Origin of the sequence: Methylomonas sp. Kb3 (genome assembly GCF_002834115.1) — a bacterium.
GTDB lineage: Bacteria > Pseudomonadota > Gammaproteobacteria > Methylococcales > Methylomonadaceae > Methylomonas > Methylomonas defluvii.
Genome location: NZ_PIZT01000003.1, coordinates 1 through 17,547 on the forward strand (window position 1 = coordinate 1; position 17,547 = coordinate 17,547).

The following is a 17,547-nucleotide window of genomic DNA, read 5'->3' on the forward strand; positions in this document are numbered from 1 at the left end:
TTATTTCTATTCGCGCAAACTTTCTTTTCCCTACTTGATAAACATGCCTCGCAGGCGCGCCGGGATTTGGGCAAAACTATTCTGCTTTAAACTGGCCTTGATGCTCTAAAAACCAACGATAGGTAAGCTCCAGACCTGTTTTAAGCGGTATCTTTGGTTGCCACCCCAAAGACTTAAGCTTTGAGACATCCATCAGTTTTCGCGGAGTACCATCCGGCTTGGTACTATCCCAGTTAATTTGCCCTTGAAAACCAACGACGTCTTGGATGATTTCAGCCAATTCACACACCGTTACATCTTCACCAGTCCCAACATTTAAATGCGACAGCATGGGTTCAGTGCAAGATTGATATTGCTCTTTGTCCAAGGCCATCACATGCAGACAAGCAGCAGCCATATCCTCGACGTGCAAAAACTCGCGCATAGCCTTACCAGTTCCCCACACACTGACAGTCGGAGAATTACTAACCTTGGCATCATGAAACTTTCTAATTAATGCCGGGATAACATGGCTATTTTGCAAGTGAAAATTATCATTTTCGCCATACAAATTGGTCGGCATCACAGACCGATAATCTACGCCGTACTGCCGGTTATATGACTCACACAACTTAATTCCGGCAATCTTGGAAATTGCATACGGCTCATTGGTCGACTCTAAAACGCCTGTCAACAGCGCGCTTTCTCGCATCGGCTGCTCAGCGAATTTCGGATAGATACAAGAACTGCCCAAGAACAGCAGTTGTTTGCATCCAATCCGCCAAGCCTGATGAACCACATTGGCTTCCATCATCAGATTTTGATAGATAAATTCCGCCGGATATTCATTATTGGCATGAATGCCGCCAACCTTGGCCGCCGCGAGAATCACCTGATTCGGACGCTCTTGTTGCATAAAGTCCTGCACAGCCGTTTGATCGGTCAAATCCAATTCAGCATGCGTACGCACTACAATGTTTTGATAACCCGCCTCAGTCAATTGCCGATAAATCGCCGAGCCTACCATACCTCTGTGGCCCGCCAGATAAATCTTATCTTTCTTATCTACCATGCTGTTACTCCCGGCTAACCGCCACGTTATAACCTTGTTCTTTCAGCAGAGCATGTTTTTGCGCTTGCTCAAGATCATAGGCCACCATTTCGGATACCATTTCTTGCAAAGTAATTTGCGGCACCCAACCCAATTTGTTCTTGGCATTAGTCGGATCGCCCAACAGCGTTTCCACTTCGGCAGGTCTAAAATAGCGCGGATCGATAGCGACGATGTTTTGTCCAACCGCCATACCAGGCGCTTTGTCACCGTTAATAGCATCGACATAACCTTTTTCTTCAACGCCCGCACCTTCCCAACGAATAGTCACACCCAATTCTTTAGCCGACATTTCGATAAATTGTCTCACCGAATACTGCACACCTGTAGCAATCACAAAATCTTCAGGCTGATCTTGCTGCAACATCATCCATTGCATCCGCACGTAGTCCTTCGCATGCCCCCAGTCTCGAAGAGAATCCATATTGCCCATATATAGACATTTATCCAGACCAATTGCGATATTACTGAGGCCTCGAGTGATTTTGCGCGTCACAAAAGTTTCGCCTCGGCGCGGCGATTCGTGGTTGAACAGAATACCGTTGCAGGCATACATGCCATAAGCTTCACGATAATTAACGGTGATCCAATAGGCGTAGAGCTTGGCTACCGCATAAGGCGAACGGGGATAAAACGGCGTGGTTTCTCTCTGCGGAATTTCTTGGACCAGACCATACAACTCAGAAGTGGATGCCTGGTAAAAACGCGTAGTTTTCTCCATACCGAGGAAACGAATGGCTTCCAAAAGCCTTAATGTCCCCATACCGTCTACATCGGCCGTATATTCAGGAGACTCAAACGATACAGCAACATGGCTCATCGCGCCCAAGTTGTAGACTTCATCCGGACGAATTTCGCTAAGGATACGGGTGAGGTTCGAACTATCCGTCAAATCACCGTAATGAAGAAAGAATTGGGGATCCTTAATATGCGGGTCTTGATAGATATGATCAACGCGTTCGGTATTAAATAATGACGAACGCCGTTTGATGCCATGCACTTCATAGCCTTTTTCCAACAGAAATTCGGCAAGATAGGATCCGTCTTGCCCGGTTATGCCAGTGATCAATGCTTTTTTTCTACTCATTTACAGCTCCTTTTCTTTTGAGTCAAATCGACGTAAAACCGCATAAATTCGTCAGGCAATGAAGCCGACGTCTTAATTGATTAACCCGGTAAAGCCGAATAAACAGGCTCAATGATCTTACCCGGCAAATAGGCGGGTAACTCAGGCAATAAATCTTTTAAAAATAGATGCAGGCGTTTGTCGGCAACGGCAATATCTTCCACCTTATCCACAGGAGTCACCAAGCGAATCAAGGCCCCATCGGTGCGATTCATAGTGATGGCATCATAAAATAAATACCATTTGACCATATATTCGTTAGTTATCATCCGGCCGCGCTGCTGGAACCAAAAATACACTAATTGTCTGCTTTCGCCTTTTTGGATAATGGCCCGATTTACCTGCAATGCCTGCCCGTCCAGTTGCAAATCTGTGAACTCGCGTTGCTCGAAACTGCTGATCTGCCAACCATCCCCAGGAATACAACTGCGGGGCGAATGTACTACGGCGCCCTTGCGTTGCGATTGGTAGTACGCGCTGTAAAAATTAACGCTGTTCCGAGTTTCAGGCTGAGCAAAATTGACAATAACATAATCCGTCAATTTCAACTCGTTTAGATAAAATTGCGTTAAATAGTCATTACGTCCCTGCCAACTTCCCAACGTCGTCGGAAATGTTAAAAACGCTTTTCGCGCTGGAATAATGTCTTCCCGCCCCTTAAAGACCTCTGAAGCGCCTGCACCTATACAAAGCAATAGCAACACCGCGAAAACCGATTTGTTCAATATTGCGACAATATCTCGACGCGCCGTGTGGCTCCATTCTTCCGGAATCTGCACCAGTTCGCCCATTGCCAGTTTCCTACCGCTGATTCGGCTAAAAACCCACATCTCGATAAATAACAGAAACATGCAAAGCAAAAATACCGCCCAGCCTTCAAAATCATGCAAAAAGCCTTCAGCCATCTCAGTGCCCCAGTTATCGACCAGGACCCCGATGACACCAATCCGAAAGCTGTTCATAAAAATGGTCAGGGGCATCGACGACAGAAAAATCAGCAACTTCTGCCAGAATGGACCTTTAAACAGATAAGCGCATAGGAAAGCCAGACTGGCCAAAGGAAACAAATAACGCAATCCGCTACAGGCATCAACCACTTGCAACTTATAGCTGCCTAGATCGATAACATTCCCTTCCAGGTAAACCATGATGTCGCAAGCTCGTATAAATTCCACGCCCAACCAGGAAGAAATCAATTGCAGCTTTGACGACAGGTTATTCAGTATGAAAGATGGAAACGGCACCATGAAGACTAAAAACAACAGAGGGACAGCCCCAACCCGCAACCCGCGCAGCCCGAAAGCACTGCCAAACATCCCCGTCAACACCACCAGAAAAGCATACTGCTCCATGGTTTTTATGGTTGCCAACCCGCCCAGAATAAAAAGAATCAACCCTAAGCAGATAATGATGATACCGGGCAGCGACGCTTTAAATCCTTGAACCAAGACTAGCTCGCCGCGCCGCACCCAAAGCAGGTAAATAGTGATGATAGGTATAAAAAACCCGTGACTGTATTCCTCGACATTCGTCCATGTCGTCGCCATTTCGATAAGGCTATCTCTGAACACCACGCACAGCAGCAATAAAGCCGCACCCCATAATGACCAGACAATGGCCGGTTTCGTATTCTCTGTATTCATTCCGTGTCGAAAATAAGAATTGATGTTTAAATTTCCCCCATACCGGCACTGTTTGTTATGCGGTATGGAAATTTTGTCCTACTTACTAACCCGATCAATCGCAATAGCCCTAACCGGTAAATCTAACCATTATCCCCGAGCTTTATTAAAGCCGAGTGACACATCATGACAGACAAATAACACTTTTAGGCTTCGGGATCGGCAGTAAAAATCGGGTTTGTTTTGTCGTCTTCATGCAATTTAGCTTTTTCTTCAGGATAAATATGCCAAAAAGATTGATCGATAGCACCGTCGGTATAGCTGTTTTTACGATCATGGGTAAATGGACACCACCAGTTTTCCACCACTTTCACCATGTAAGCATGCCATTCGAATAAGCCCACACTCACCGGACAATACCAGGTGCAATTCAAAATCCAGAATAATTTCGATTGCGCCATGCTGAATTTGAATGACCCGTCCATCGTAATCTGATTTTTTAAATCATACCGATGGCTCGCCCTGGCCGGCAGAAAATCACTCCATTTTTTAACATTTTCCGCACCGACCAATTTCAGGCTGAAATAAGTCAAATAAGCGCTGGTAATCACAAACGGCAAGGTCAAAATCGGCAAATAGATAAACAGCAAACCGATAGCTCTGGATATAACCGGCATTTGTTTATGATGGCAACCGATATTGACGCGGTCTGCACAAGATTCGCAGGCTTTCATGTTTATTTCTCCTCTGGAGTCGTTATTATTATTTGCTCGCTATGGAGCAGTTGAAAAATGCTGCGACAACCTTCGCAACAGAATTTTTTTTCGCCCAGCAAAGTGTTGAGCTCAAATCCGGGAATCAACACCCGCTGACCGCACAGACCGCATTGGGGCTTGGAATCCACCATAATTGACTATAGCCGGCTCGATACTGCACAAAAAAAGGTTTTCAAATAATCGGTCTCAGGCAAGGCCGGATGAATCGGATGATCCGGGCCTTGAGTACCGGCACCGAAAAACACCAAGTGCCGGTCAATGTGCCGCGCCGAAGAACGCAATATTTCATGCAAATTATCTCTACTCAAATGATGCGAGCATGATGCCGAGACCAAAATACCATTATTCGACAAAACCTGTAGCGCCAAATGATTCAAGCGCCGATAGGCTTCGTACCCTGCTTTGAAATCTTTTTTACGTTTAATCAGCGCGGGCGGATCCAGGATAATCGCGTCGTAATGCTGTTGCTGTTCACGGGCTTGCTTCAAAAACTCGAACACGTCATTGCGCACGAATTGCATTTTGCCCTGCACCTGATTCAATTCAGCACTAGTGGAAGCTAAAGCCAACGCACTCTCGGAGCTATCCACACAACACACTTCCGCAGCGCCCGCCACTGCGGCAGGTATACCCCAAGCACCGGCATAGCTGAATAAATCAAGCACCCTTAAACCATGGCAAGCTTGAGCAAACTGCGCCCTACTGTTGCGATGATCGTAAAACCAACCGGTTTTTTGACCCTCTGCCACATTAACGAGAAAACGCACGTTGTTTTCTTCAATCAGCAATTGCTCAGGCAACTCGCCGTAAACCAGCTCAGGCTCCAAAGAGAGACTTTCCAACTGGCGCTGACTATTATCGTTTTTCAGCAAAATAGCCGTTGGCGCCAGCAGCTCAAGTAGGATCTTGACCAGCACATCCTTATACCGCTCCATTCCGGCAGTGGTAATTTGCACGGAAAGCACAACCCCAAAGCGATCAATTACCAAGCCGGGTAGACCATCGCTTTCGGCGAACACCAAGCGATAATAGGGCTTATCGAACAAACGCTCACGCAACCCTAAAGCTTGGGCCAAGCGCGCTTTAAAAAAACTTTCATTGATTTTGATATTGGTTTTGCGCGTCAACAAGCGCGCGCAAATGAGTGCATGAGGATTCAGATACGCTATCCCCAAAGCTTTACCGCCAGAATCGTGAACAAGGACTACGTCGCCTGCCGCAAACTGCTCCAAAGGGCTGCGCTGGGTATCGACCTCGTTGCTGAATACCCACAAATGCCCTTGCCGCAGACGTTTGTCTTCGTTTTTTTTAAGAAACAGTTCCGGGTAGCTCATATTGCCCTAAAGTAAGGTAAAGGTATAACCGCCAATTGGCGCAGCAGGCGCCACAACAAACAACCGAATTTCGACCGTTTGCTCTGGGGCGAGTGTTGTGGGTTTTAGAAGGTACTCCGCAGAACTAAACACCCGTTCTGCAATGGCCTGTCCATTAAAATTCAACACACTCAGCTTCAAGTCCGGCGCAGCTTGCGCAAAAAGCGCCTGATTGCTAAGTACAGCGCTAAACAAATAACTGCTATCGCTTCGAACTCGCAAATCGCTATGCGAAACGCTCAATTCCTCAAGATTTTTATATGGCGGTAACCGACAAGATAATGTCGCACAAACTTTATCTAAATGTGCTCTGAGCTGAGGCTGCATAGTTAAACGATAACCTTCGAAATACAGTATTTGTGCCACCAATAACAATGCCACTAAGCTGGTGGCAACAAACCAAACCCGCCGAGTCTGCGGCCCCTGGTCTAAAGTTTGGTGGTCTGGATACGGCAAGTCGTCGTTCAGTCGCGAATCTTTATCTTCACTAAGGAATCGCAACGCATCGAAAGATTTACCGCAAACCGAACAATCCAACAAGCCACGCGATTGCCGCAAATGCTCGACGGTAACTTCGTGCTGCTCAGCGCAATACGGGCACCGGCTAAACATCTATTCAGTCGGGTTTATAGGCATCCAATCGACACCAGTCTTCCTGACTGACCGGTGGCTCCACAACAAACCCCTGCTCTCGATAAGCTGCCGCTACAGACTCGGCTTGTTCGTTCAAGATGCCTGACAAAACCAAATGCCCGCCCTGCCTGACCAATGCGCCAATCGTTGGAGCCAGCTCAATCAGCGGTTTAGCGAGAATATTGGCAAGTGCCAAATCAGCTGCAAACCCGGAAAACTGTTCGGGCAGATAATAATCGATCCGTTGCTGAACCTGATTTTTTTCGGCGTTGTACTGACTGGCGGTCAACGCCTGCGGATCAATATCTACCGCATGCGCCTGCTTGGCACCGAGTAACAACGCTGCGACGGCAAGAATCCCCGATCCACAGCCGTAGTCGATTAACACTTTATCCTTAATATCGTTACCGGCCAACCACTCCAAACACAATGCAGTCGTCGGATGGGTTCCGGTGCCGAATGCCAAGCCGGGATCCAAAGTCATGCAAACCGTACCCGGCTCGTGCTGTTCCTGGCCACTGGGGCAAATCCACAAACGATTGGCAAACTTCATCGCCTGGAAATGCTCCATCCACGCCCGCTCCCAGGCTTGATCTTGCAAAACCTCAGCTACCCATTCCTGCAAAGGCTGACCGATAAACTGATTGAACAACAAGTTGCGAACAATATCCGGATCGGTATCGAGCTCGAACAAAGCCGTGACCCGAGTACGAGTCCAGATTTTGGTTTGATCAATGGCCGGTTCGTAAACCGGCTCATCATCGGCATCGCTGTAAGTCACCGAGACCGCGCCCAATTCGCTGAAAAACTCCGATATGTCCGGAGCGGTGGTTTCGTCGGTGATAACGGAAAGCTGATGCCAGGCCATAGTTATATAAAGCGTTTAGCAGGGAAAGGAGACACCATTTTCGTCATCTCCTCGCCCATACCGAATTAATGGATACCCAATTTCTTTTCGAGGTAATGGATATTTTGCCCACCCAGAGCGAACGCCGCGTCAGCCATAATGCTCTGTTGCAAGGGGATATTGGTTTTGATGCCGTCTATTACCATTTCACTCAGTGCGGTCTTCATCCGGGCAATCGCACTGGCCCTATCGTCGCCGTGAGCAATCAGCTTGCCGATCATGGAATCGTAATACGGCGGAACTTTATAGCCATTATAGATATGCGTCTCGCAACGGATACCCGGGCCACCCGGCATATGGAATTGATCGATCACGCCGGGGCTGGGCATAAAGGTTTTCGGATCTTCGGCATTCAAACGGCATTCGATGGCATGACCGGTAAACTTCACCTGTTCTTGCGTGATCGATAACGGCTCGCCCGCAGCGATGCGTAGCTGTTCCTTCACAATATCGAAACCGGTAATCATCTCGGTGACCGGATGCTCGACCTGCACCCGCGTATTCATTTCTATGAAGTAAAACTGGCCTTTCTCGTACAGAAATTCGAAAGTCCCCGCGCCCAGATAACCGATTTCCCGGCAAGCCAGCGCGCAACGCTCGCCCATCTGTTTGCGTTGCTCTTCGGTAATACCCGGCGCAGGCGCTTCTTCCACCACTTTTTGATGACGGCGCTGCATGGAACAATCGCGCTCACCCAGATGTATCGCATTGCCGTGCGAGTCTGCCAACACCTGAAACTCGATATGCCGCGGATCTTCCAGAAACTTTTCCATATAGACGGTGCTATTGCCGAACGCGGTGCCGGCCTCGGCCTTGGTCATCGCAATGGCATTTAGCAGTGCGCTTTCGGTATGCACGGTGCGCATACCGCGACCGCCACCGCCGCCAGCAGCCTTAATGATCACAGGATAACCAATTTCCCGAGCCATTTTCAGATTGGTTTCCTCGTCGTCCCCCAAAGGATCACCGTTACCCGGCACGCAAGGGATACCCGCAGCCTGCATGGCTTTTTTTGCGGCGATCTTGTCACCCATCATCCGAATGGTATCAGGCCTTGGACCGATAAATACAAAGCCGCTTTGACTCACTTTCTCAGAAAAATCGGCATTTTCGGATAAGAAACCGTAACCGGGATGGATAGCTTCCGCATCCGTCACCTCGGCGGCGCTGATAATCGCCGGGATATTCAAATAGCTGGCGGCGGATGCCGCGGGACCGATACAGACTGCTTCATCGGCCAGTCTGACGTGTTTTAAGTCACGATCTGCTTCGGAATACACAGCCACGGTTTTAATACCCAATTCGCGACAGGCCCGCAAAATGCGCAAAGCAATCTCGCCGCGATTGGCGATAACAATTTTCTCAAACATTAGTCCAGCCCCTTTGTCCGTTATTCAATGATGAACAAAGGTTGGCCATATTCGACCGGATGGCCGTTTTCAACCAGAATTTGCTTGATTTTGCCGCTATTATCCGCCTCGATCTGATTCAAAATCTTCATCGCTTCGATGATGCACAAGGTTTGACCATTGCTAACCGACTGACCTACCTCGACAAATGCCGCTGAACCAGGCGATGCAGAGCGATAAAATGTCCCGACCATCGGCGACTTCACAACATGACCACTGACTTTCTCTTCCACTGGCGCGACCGCGGCGGAGGCCGCAGCAACCGCTACCGGTGCCGAAGCCACCGGGGCAGCATATTGCACCGGCGCAGCCGCCGAATAACGGCTGATTTTCACTGATTCTTCGCCTTCGCGAATCTCTATTTCAGCAATATCGGATTCCTCGATAAGATCAATCAGTTTTTTTATTTTTCTAATATCCATTGTTCTGAGTTCTCTCTAGTAATATCTGATGAGCGGCTTGCAAAGCCAATTCGTAACCGTTCGCCCCCAATCCGCAGATAACGCCGACGGCGATATCCGAAAAATACGAATGCTTCCTGAAAGGCTCACGGGCATGCACGTTCGATAAATGTACTTCTATGAATGCAATCTTGGTTGCCAGCAAGGCATCGCGAATAGCCACGCTGGTATGGGTAAATGCGGCGGGATTGATAATGATAAAATCGACGCCCTGCCGATAAGCCTGATGAATTTGTTCAACAATTTCATGCTCGGCGTTGCTTTGCAGGAAATTTAATTGATGCCCCAATGTTTGGGCCAACCGCTCCATTCCCTGCTGAATGCTTTGCAATGTTTTGCTACCGTAAAGCCCAGGTTCCCGGACGCCTAACAGATTTAAATTGGGTCCATTGAGAACCGTGAGGTTTGCCATTGCCGGTGTCGAACAAAAATTAGCTAAATAAGAATGAATTCTGCCTAATTTGTAGGTTTTTGTCCAGATAAACCGTTTTTCACTTCATTAGCCTGCGTTTTAGCGATTTTTCAGTCATTTTGCCGTCAACAACGGCGCAATCACTTCCAGCACTTTGTCTCGGGTCAATTCGCCTAATTGATGATGCACAATTTGCCCTTGTTGATTAATGATCACCGTGAATGGCACGGTGTTGATCACATTGCCCAGCTGTTGAGCCAACATCGTTGCACCTTCGCCGCCAATCAACACCGGATAATTGATTTTGATACGTTTAAGGTAGTCTTCTACCGGTTGCTTGTCTTCGATGGCAATGCCGACAAACTGCACGCCTTGATCTTTATACTCATCCTGAAGCTTGATGAACTCGGGAATTTCCTTCAAACAGGGCGGACACCAGGTTGCCCAGAAGTTGATAATCAATATTTTGCCTTGCCATTGCGTGACCGATTGCGGCGTATCCGCCAGGTCAGGCAAGCTGAAATTGATTTGCGGAGTCGGTTTACCGGCTTCGGGGGCTGCGAAATATTGTCTGACAAACAGACCGGCCGCCAGTGCAACAAAGGCAATAGCGGTGACTATCAGTACGATTTTTTTATTCATAGTTGTTGCAAGGTTCTTAAAAAAGTAGCGGCATCCTGGTAGCCGATCACGCGCTGCGCAGCCTGTTCACGGCCATCGGCACCGAAAAATATGATGCCCGGCGGCCCAACTAGCTCGAAGCGCTTTAACAAGGCTTTATCTGACTCGTTGTTATCGGTCACGTCGGCCTGGAGCAGCACAAAATCAGCCAATTGTCGCTTAACCTGCGGATCGGTGAAGGTGTAAGCCTCCATCTCTTTACAGGAAATACACCAATCGGCATAGAAATCCAGCATCACCAGCTTGCCGCTGGCCGTTGCTTGCTGGATGCGTTGCTCCAATTCCACCACCGATGCCACCCGCTGAAAACTAAGCCCCTGAACCGGTTCCTGCGCTTGCGCATTGAAACCCATGCCTTGCAGGGGCTGTAGGGGATTATCGTTTCCGGCGCTCAAGCCGATCAACTGCAGAACGCCAAATACGAGCATGATAATGCCCAAACCTTTCCAGAGTTTACGCCAACCGGAAGCCGCTTCCGGCAAAGAATCGATTGCCCCGAGAAATATGGCCGGAATAACCAATAACAAAGCCCACAAAAACATCGTCACCGCAGCCGGCAGAATCCGCGATAACATCCACACCGCCACGGCCAGCATCGCCACGCCGAATACGGCTTTGGTGGCATTCAGCCAATCACCCGCCTTGGGCAGCAATTTGCCAGCTGATGCGCCCAACAGTAATAACGGTGCACCCATACCAAGGCCCATCATGAACAACGCCAAACCGCCCAACACCACATCACCGGTTTGACCGATGTAAATCAATGCCGCTGCCAGCGGGGCTGCCACACAAGGTCCGACGATCAGCGACGACAGCGCCCCCATGATACCGGCGCCAAGATAAGAACCATCGCGATGCTTATCGCTGGAGTGATGCAAGGCGGATTGCAGCGATTTAGGCAGCTCCAAATGGTAAAAACCAAACATCGACAGCGATAACAGCACGAATAATCCTGAAAACACGGCGATTACCCAAGGCTCTTGAAAGGTCGCTTGCAGATTGCTGCCGAACAAAGCCGCCAAGATACCGAACAGTGTATACATCAACGCCGAAGCCAATACATAACTCAAGGACAGCAAGAAGGCCTTGCGCGTACCGATTTGGTCACCATGGCCGACGATGATGCCGGACAGAATCGGAATCATCGGAAACACACATGGGGTAAAGGCCAGCAACAAGCCAAACCCGAAAAAACTGAGTAAAGTCAGCGCCAAACTATCATGCCGCAAAGCATTGACGATTTTGTCCTGCTCCGATAACTCGCCCCCGGCCGGCTTGGCTCGCGGCAATACATCAGTAGGCGGCAAGTCAAGGCTCACCTTGGATTGCATGGGCGGATAGCACACACCGCGGTCGGCGCAACCCTGAAACTTTGCCAGCAACTCAATGGTTTCGGCGGCCTTGCTATCTCGTAACAGCGGTATATCGACGCTGATCTGGTTTCGGTAGATTTGCACCTGACCAAACTCAGCGTCGTGGTAAGCAGCCCCTTCCGGAAGTTGCAAAGGCGACAACCGCGTCTGGATAGAGCCCTCCGCTTTGACCGACAACTTATCCTTATAGAGGTAATAACCCTCGGCAATTTGCCAAGTTGCTTGCACAGTATGCGGATCTTTCAAAGTGGCGAAAGACTGAAAGGCTTGTTCCGCCGGCAATAACTCCTCGGAAAACAAGCCGGGCGACAAGCCCTTTAGACCTTTGACAAACTGGTTAAGCGCCCCACTGTTTGCAGCTTGCGGAGCTGCAGGGAGCGCCACATCCAGCAGTACTTTTTGCGGCGGATAACAAACTCCGGCATCCGCACAACCTTGGTATTTAACCAGCAGCTTTAATTGGGTTTCACGACCTTGATTAATCAGCGGCAACACGACATCCAAGGTATTGCGATACACCACCACGTCACCCAGACTCGGGTCATGCTCGGTAACGCCTTCCGGCATACGTGCCTGACCCAACTGAATCGCTTCAGTTTGCGACTGGAACTTGGTCTTATCCCGATACAGGTGATAGCCTTCGACTATCTGCCAGTGCAATTCAACTTTATCGGCGGTTTCGGCCGTGGCAGTTAATTTGAACGCCTGCTCCGGGGGCAAAAAATCCTGACTTTCCAGCGCCGCCGCAGTGCGCCAAAAAACAGCGAATAAACATAATAAAATCAGTCGATGCCAAGGCATGAGTCTATCCATTTCAAATAATCCAGCGAGCCGCTTTCTATCGCGACCGCAATAATTTCCGGGAGTTGGTAAGGGTGTAGGCTTTTCAGCGTCGCTTCAATGGCCGCATAGCGGTCTTGATGACTTTTGATTAGCAGTAAATGTTCCTGGGCGGTTTCGATTTGGCCCTGCCATTCATAGACCGAGCGCACTCCTGGCAGGATATTCAAGCAGGCTGCTAATTTTTGGGTTATCAGAGTGCCGGCCAGTTTGTCGGCAAGCTCTAGGTCCGGGCAGGAACAAAGAATCAATTGATACATATCGATATTATCCTGGAATTTGCACCAAGATGCTCTTAGTATTAGCGGCTTTTTACCGCAACCGGACTCACCATGAAAACTATGCAAATTCTGTTTATCGCTTTTTTGATCGTGCCGTTTGTGGAAATATACGTGCTGCTGCAAGTCGGCGGCTTGATCGGCGCCTTTCCCACTATTCTATTGGTGGTGTTTACCGCTGTATTGGGCGCTTGGCTGCTGCGTCGGCAAGGCTTCGCCACCTGGCAGCGCTTCCAGTCCGGGTTGGCACAAGGGGAAATTCCGGCCTATGAAATGATCGAAGGCCCGATATTGCTGGTAGGCGGAGCGTTGTTATTGACGCCGGGATTTTTCACCGACCTGTTGGGTTTCGCTTGTCTGATTCCAACCTTGCGCAGAAAGATTGCTCAGTACATTATCGAGCATCATTTGCTGCAAACTCAGGTGGGCTCTGTGTTTAAACAGGCACGAGACTCGCAAACCATTATCGAAGGCGAGTACAACAAACAAGATTAATAAGGTTTTTTTGAATCCGAATCCGCGCCAAAGGCGCAGATTCGGAGCTAGCCACTAGCAGTTATTGACCGGTAGACCCTGCATCGGCACCCAAGGTATTTTTGTCCATACCGGAATATACCGGGCACCAGCCGGAATAACTGGTCGCAACCAAGACCAAGCCAACCAACAACATCAGGATGCTGGCGGTAAACAGCGATACGCTGAGCAACACCACGCCAGAAACCATGCGAACTTTCTTATCTTTCTCGCCGATGTTGTGCTCAAATTTGATCAAACGTTTATAATCGAAGCTCATTTCCAATCCTCTCTGTGTTGTAGTTATTAGTCCCGACGCACGGCTTTCCCTTAAAGGCAAGCAAATATACACAGCTCCTCAAAATCTGCAAGCTATAAAAAATGGACGTCTCTTCTATCATCACCTCCTTAAACGACGACCAGCGCCTGGCCGTTTCCGCTCCCATGCAAGCCATGCTGGTATTGGCCGGGGCCGGTAGCGGCAAAACCCGGGTATTGGTCCATCGCATCGCCTGGCATATTCAAGTAAACGGAATTTCGCCCTATAACATCTTGGCGGTGACCTTTACCAACAAAGCCGCCAACGAAATGCGCAACCGTATCGAAGAGTTGCTCGAAACCCCAGCCCGCGCCATGTGGATAGGCACTTTCCACGGCCTGGCCCACCGCTTATTGAGGCAACACGCCAAACAAGCCAATCTGCCGGAAACGTTTCAGGTGATGGACAGCGATGATCAACTGCGCATCATCAAACGGCTGATGAAAAACCTGAATCTGGACGACAGCAAATGGCCGCCCAAGCAGGCTCAGTGGTTTATCAATGCGCAAAAAGACGAAGGCATCCGCGCGAAACATATGCAGGACAGCGGCGACTTTTATAACCGGCAGATGAAGGAAGTTTACCTGGCATATGAAGACGTGTGCCAACGCTCAGGGTTGGTGGATTTTGCTGAGCTTTTACTGAGAGCCCACGAACTGCTGCGCGATAACGACGACTTACTGGCGTTTTACCGGCAGCGCTTCCAACAAGTGCATGTCGACGAATTTCAGGACACCAACACCATTCAATATGCCTGGCTGCGTCTGCTTACCGAAGGCAACAACAATCTGTTCGTGGTCGGCGACGACGATCAATCGATCTACGGCTGGCGCGGCGCTAAAATCGAGAATATTTTCAATTTCCAAAAGCACTATCCGGAGCACGGCATCGTCCGTCTCGAGCAAAACTACCGCTCCACCGGCCACATTCTGAAAGCCGCCAACACCCTGATCGCCAATAACGACAATCGGATGGGCAAGGAATTGTGGACAGCTGCCGGCGAAGGCCAGGCCATTTCCTTGTATTCAGCATTTAACGAGCAAGACGAAGCCTATTTTGTGGTCGAGAAAATCCGGCAATGGGTGAAAGACGGCGGCTTACGCAGCGAGACCGCAATTCTGTATCGCTCGAACGCTCAATCACGGCAGTTTGAAGAACGCTTGATGACCACCGCCACACCTTACCGAGTATATGGCGGGCTGCGCTTCTTCGAGCGCATGGAAATCAAGAACGCCCTCGCCTATCTACGCCTGTCGACCAATCCGCACGATGACCCTTCGTTTGAACGGGTAGTGAATACGCCAACACGCGGCATTGGGGCCAAAACCCTGGACGATATGCGCATTTTGGCCCGCGAACAGCAACTATCGATGTGGCAAGCTGCGTTGGCGATGTTGGAAAGCAATCAACTACCTGCCCGCGCCAGCAATGCCCTGCGTGGTTTTTTAAACCTGATTATCGCGCTCGGCGAAACGACTAAAGATTTGAGTCTGCATGAAACGGTCAAACAAGTCGTAGAGACCAGCGGCTTGATCGAGCTGTATAAAAAAGAAAAACAAGATAAAGGCGAAGCCAGAGTGGAAAACCTGGAGGAGTTAGTCAACGCCGCCCGCTTATTCGATTACGACAGCGAAAACGCCGAAAACCTGGGCGAGTTGGACATGTTCTTAGCGCACGCCGCATTGGAAGCCGGCGAAATGCAAGGCGAAGTCGATGAGGATTGTGTGCAACTGATGACACTGCATTCGGCTAAAGGCTTGGAATTCAAACTGGTGTTTCTGGTGGGCCTGGAAGAAGGCCTATTCCCTTCGCAACAAGCGCTGGACGATCCCGGGCGATTACAGGAAGAGCGCCGGTTGTGCTATGTCGGCATAACTCGGGCAATGCAACAGCTATATCTGACGCACGCCGAGTCGCGGCGGCTTTACGGCAAGGATAGTTATCCGCGCGCCTCGCGGTTTTTGCGCGAACTGCCGCCGGAATCGATTCAGGAAATCAGGTTACGCGCCAATGTCAGCAGGCCGGCTACCAATAGCGCACCGCAGTCCAAAGGTTTGGGCAGCAAGGGTACTTACAAACTGGGCCAGCCTGTCAGGCACGAGAAATTCGGCGAAGGCGTGGTCCTGCAAATGGAAGGCGAAGGCGAACAGGAACGGGTGCAAATCAACTTCCGCAACGCGGGCATCAAATGGCTGATGCTGGCTTATGCCAAACTGGATGCTGCTTAGAATAGGTTGAAGACGCGGCGTCCGGATAAACCGAACGCCGCGAAACAAGGCAAGCCGACTAAAAAATTAGTCGGTGACGGTGATAACTTTCAGGGAGTTAGTGCCGCCGCTGGCGCCGGTCAAGTCGCCTTTGGTGCGGATCAGTGCATCGCCCGCTTTTACGACACCACGGACTTTCAAAGCCTTGATCAGGCTGTCGGTCACGCTAGCCGACTCCATTTTCTCCTTAGCAAACGGAATCGGAAACACACCTTTGTAAAGAGTCACACGCCCCAAAGTGCGCTCCTGACTGCTGAAGGCAAAGATAGGAATATCCGAGCTGATCCGCGACATCCAAAGCGGAGTAGAACCCGACTCGGTCAAAGACGCTATACCGGCAATTTTGGTATGGTTGGCCATATACATCGCAGACATCGCAATCGCTTCGTCCATCCGTTCGAACTTGTCGGTCATCCTGTGCATGGATTTAGTCACGCTCGGTTGCTTTTCAGTTTCCAAACAAATGCGAACCATGGCTTGCACGGTTTTCACCGGATGCTTGCCTGAGGCGGTTTCGGCGGACAACATGATCGCATCGGTACCATCGACAATCGCGTTCGCCACGTCAAATACTTCCGCACGGGTCGGGATCGGATTCTCGATCATCGATTCCATCATCTGCGTCGCAGTAATCACGGCCCGATTCAGTTCACGCGAACGGCTAATCAGCAGTTTTTGCGCGGCCGGCAGATTGGCGTCGCCGATTTCCACACCCAAGTCGCCACGCGCGACCATAATCGCGTCGGAGGCCAAGATGATTTCGTCGATGATTCCATCGCTTCCGCACGTTCCACCTTGGCAACCAAGCCGGCGTAAGAACCGGCTGCTTGCAACAGCTCACGGGCTTCGTTCATATCGGCTGCCGTACGCGGGAAGGAAATCGCCACGTAATCGGCTTGAATCACCGCAATGGTTTTGATGTCTTCCTTGTCTTTGTCAGTCAAAGCTGCCGCGGACAAACCGCCACCCAACAAATTGATGCCTTTGTTGTTGGACAAATCGCCGCCAACTACTACCGTGGTATTGACGCGGGTGTTGTTTTCAACATTGACCACGTCCAATACAACCCGCCCGTCGTCCAGCAACAACCGTGTACCCGGTTTCACTTCACGCGCCAACGGCTCGTAGCTGATGCCGACTTGGGTGTTGTCGCCATCCAGTTTGCCTAGATTAATGTCCAAAGCAAAAGCTTGACCTTCTTCCAACCAAACTTTGTTCTCTTTAAACCGCTCGATACGGATTTTCGGACCTTGCAAATCGGCCAGAATACCGACGCGACGCCCGGTTTTTTTACTCAGCTCGCGAACCCGGTTGGCGCGGTCGATATGATCCTGCGCCGAACCGTGCGAGAAATTAAGCCTGACAACATCGATTCCAGCCTCGAACAACTCTTCAAGTACACCAGGCTTGTCCGTAGCAGGTCCCAGCGTAGCCAGGATTTTCGTTCTTCGTAACAGCATGTAAACC

Annotated in this window: 16 protein-coding genes and 1 pseudogene; 2 read left to right on the plus strand and 15 right to left on the minus strand. The window is 49.9% G+C overall.

Translation table 11 applies throughout. The features are described from left to right. Window positions 1-76 precede the first annotated feature (76 nt). The 13 genes from CWO84_RS02055 to cutA all read right to left on the minus strand — a co-directional run bounded on the left by CWO84_RS02055 (window position 77) and on the right by cutA (window position 12,963). Window positions 77-1,051, minus strand: coding sequence for a GDP-L-fucose synthase (locus CWO84_RS02055; protein WP_033158970.1), 975 nt, complete (start codon window positions 1,049-1,051; stop codon window positions 77-79). A gap of 4 nt (window positions 1,052-1,055) precedes the next feature. Further along, window positions 1,056-2,177 carry a GDP-mannose 4,6-dehydratase gene (gmd, locus tag CWO84_RS02060; protein WP_033158969.1) on the minus strand — a complete coding sequence of 374 codons (1,122 nt, stop codon included), beginning with the start codon at window positions 2,175-2,177 and terminating at the stop codon, window positions 1,056-1,058. An 80-nt stretch (window positions 2,178-2,257) separates the two neighbouring features. Next, window positions 2,258-3,859, minus strand: coding sequence for a VPLPA-CTERM-specific exosortase XrtD (gene xrtD, locus CWO84_RS02065; protein ID WP_033158968.1), 1,602 nt, complete (start codon window positions 3,857-3,859; stop codon window positions 2,258-2,260). Window positions 3,860-4,044: 185 nt separating this feature from the next. Next, window positions 4,045-4,572, minus strand: coding sequence for a hypothetical protein (locus tag CWO84_RS02070; protein WP_033158967.1), 528 nt, complete (start codon window positions 4,570-4,572; stop codon window positions 4,045-4,047). A gap of 179 nt (window positions 4,573-4,751) precedes the next feature. Further along, complete coding sequence (locus CWO84_RS02080) at window positions 4,752-5,948, minus strand: class I SAM-dependent rRNA methyltransferase (RefSeq protein ID WP_101051641.1); 1,197 nt, start codon at window positions 5,946-5,948, stop codon at window positions 4,752-4,754. A 6-nt stretch (window positions 5,949-5,954) separates the two neighbouring features. Further along, complete coding sequence (locus CWO84_RS02085; protein WP_165786255.1) at window positions 5,955-6,524, minus strand: DUF3426 domain-containing protein; 570 nt, start codon at window positions 6,522-6,524, stop codon at window positions 5,955-5,957. A 79-nt stretch (window positions 6,525-6,603) separates the two neighbouring features. Continuing rightward, a complete protein-coding gene (gene prmA / locus CWO84_RS02090; protein WP_101051643.1) occupies window positions 6,604-7,488 on the minus strand; it encodes a 50S ribosomal protein L11 methyltransferase in 885 nt (294 codons plus the stop codon). Window positions 7,489-7,553: 65 nt separating this feature from the next. Continuing rightward, window positions 7,554-8,897 carry an acetyl-CoA carboxylase biotin carboxylase subunit gene (gene accC / locus CWO84_RS02095; protein WP_101051644.1) on the minus strand — a complete coding sequence of 448 codons (1,344 nt, stop codon included), beginning with the start codon at window positions 8,895-8,897 and terminating at the stop codon, window positions 7,554-7,556. 20 nt (window positions 8,898-8,917) lie between these two features. After that, complete coding sequence (gene accB, locus CWO84_RS02100; protein ID WP_101051645.1) at window positions 8,918-9,358, minus strand: acetyl-CoA carboxylase biotin carboxyl carrier protein; 441 nt, start codon at window positions 9,356-9,358, stop codon at window positions 8,918-8,920. Further along, on the minus strand, window positions 9,348-9,809 hold the full coding sequence (aroQ, locus tag CWO84_RS02105) for a type II 3-dehydroquinate dehydratase (RefSeq protein WP_101051646.1): 462 nt from the start codon (window positions 9,807-9,809) through the stop codon (window positions 9,348-9,350). Before aroQ ends, accB begins: the two co-directional genes overlap by 11 nt. Before the next feature lie 114 nt (window positions 9,810-9,923). Further along, window positions 9,924-10,451 carry a TlpA disulfide reductase family protein gene (locus CWO84_RS02110; RefSeq protein WP_101051647.1) on the minus strand — a complete coding sequence of 176 codons (528 nt, stop codon included), beginning with the start codon at window positions 10,449-10,451 and terminating at the stop codon, window positions 9,924-9,926. Beyond that, window positions 10,448-12,664: a protein-disulfide reductase DsbD gene (gene dsbD, locus CWO84_RS02115; protein WP_101051648.1), complete on the minus strand. Its 2,217-nt coding sequence runs from the start codon at window positions 12,662-12,664 to the stop codon at window positions 10,448-10,450. The genes CWO84_RS02110 and dsbD overlap by 4 nt, the downstream gene beginning before the upstream one ends. Beyond that, window positions 12,646-12,963 carry a divalent-cation tolerance protein CutA gene (cutA, locus tag CWO84_RS02120; RefSeq protein WP_101051649.1) on the minus strand — a complete coding sequence of 106 codons (318 nt, stop codon included), beginning with the start codon at window positions 12,961-12,963 and terminating at the stop codon, window positions 12,646-12,648. Before cutA ends, dsbD begins: the two co-directional genes overlap by 19 nt. A gap of 72 nt (window positions 12,964-13,035) precedes the next feature. On the opposite strand from cutA, the gene CWO84_RS02125 reads away from it, so the two are divergent. Further along, a complete protein-coding gene (locus CWO84_RS02125; RefSeq protein ID WP_101051650.1) occupies window positions 13,036-13,476 on the plus strand; it encodes an FxsA family protein in 441 nt (146 codons plus the stop codon). Between the two features lie 61 nt (window positions 13,477-13,537). Here CWO84_RS02125 and CWO84_RS02130 read toward each other — a convergent pair whose 3' ends face one another. After that, complete coding sequence (locus CWO84_RS02130) at window positions 13,538-13,774, minus strand: DUF2892 domain-containing protein (protein WP_101051651.1); 237 nt, start codon at window positions 13,772-13,774, stop codon at window positions 13,538-13,540. A 101-nt stretch (window positions 13,775-13,875) separates the two neighbouring features. Between CWO84_RS02130 and uvrD the strand changes: the two genes are divergently transcribed. Beyond that, window positions 13,876-16,041 (plus strand): DNA helicase II, encoded by a 2,166-nt coding sequence (gene uvrD, locus CWO84_RS02135; RefSeq protein WP_101051652.1) that lies wholly within the window; start codon window positions 13,876-13,878, stop codon window positions 16,039-16,041. A gap of 66 nt (window positions 16,042-16,107) precedes the next feature. On the opposite strand, the pseudogene pyk reads toward uvrD, so the two are convergent. Then, window positions 16,108-17,540 (minus strand): annotated as a pseudogene (gene pyk, locus CWO84_RS02140) (pyruvate kinase). Between the last annotated feature and the right edge of the window lie 7 nt (window positions 17,541-17,547).

Coding starts and splice junctions, on each gene's coding strand:
- accC (WP_101051644.1), bottom strand. CDS start 8,897: ATGTTTGAGAAAATTGTTATCGCCAATCGCGGCGAGATTGCTTTGCGC.
- prmA (WP_101051643.1), bottom strand. CDS start 7,488: ATGGCCTGGCATCAGCTTTCCGTTATCACCGACGAAACCACCGCTCCG.
- uvrD (WP_101051652.1), top strand. CDS start 13,876: ATGGACGTCTCTTCTATCATCACCTCCTTAAACGACGACCAGCGCCTG.
- accB (WP_101051645.1), bottom strand. CDS start 9,358: ATGGATATTAGAAAAATAAAAAAACTGATTGATCTTATCGAGGAATCC.
- cutA (WP_101051649.1), bottom strand. CDS start 12,963: ATGTATCAATTGATTCTTTGTTCCTGCCCGGACCTAGAGCTTGCCGAC.
- CWO84_RS02055 (WP_033158970.1), bottom strand. CDS start 1,051: ATGGTAGATAAGAAAGATAAGATTTATCTGGCGGGCCACAGAGGTATG.
- dsbD (WP_101051648.1), bottom strand. CDS start 12,664: ATGCCTTGGCATCGACTGATTTTATTATGTTTATTCGCTGTTTTTTGG.
- CWO84_RS02080 (WP_101051641.1), bottom strand. CDS start 5,948: ATGAGCTACCCGGAACTGTTTCTTAAAAAAAACGAAGACAAACGTCTG.
- CWO84_RS02070 (WP_033158967.1), bottom strand. CDS start 4,572: ATGAAAGCCTGCGAATCTTGTGCAGACCGCGTCAATATCGGTTGCCAT.
- CWO84_RS02110 (WP_101051647.1), bottom strand. CDS start 10,451: ATGAATAAAAAAATCGTACTGATAGTCACCGCTATTGCCTTTGTTGCA.
- CWO84_RS02125 (WP_101051650.1), top strand. CDS start 13,036: ATGAAAACTATGCAAATTCTGTTTATCGCTTTTTTGATCGTGCCGTTT.
- aroQ (WP_101051646.1), bottom strand. CDS start 9,809: ATGGCAAACCTCACGGTTCTCAATGGACCCAATTTAAATCTGTTAGGC.
- gmd (WP_033158969.1), bottom strand. CDS start 2,177: ATGAGTAGAAAAAAAGCATTGATCACTGGCATAACCGGGCAAGACGGA.
- CWO84_RS02130 (WP_101051651.1), bottom strand. CDS start 13,774: ATGAGCTTCGATTATAAACGTTTGATCAAATTTGAGCACAACATCGGC.
- xrtD (WP_033158968.1), bottom strand. CDS start 3,859: ATGAATACAGAGAATACGAAACCGGCCATTGTCTGGTCATTATGGGGT.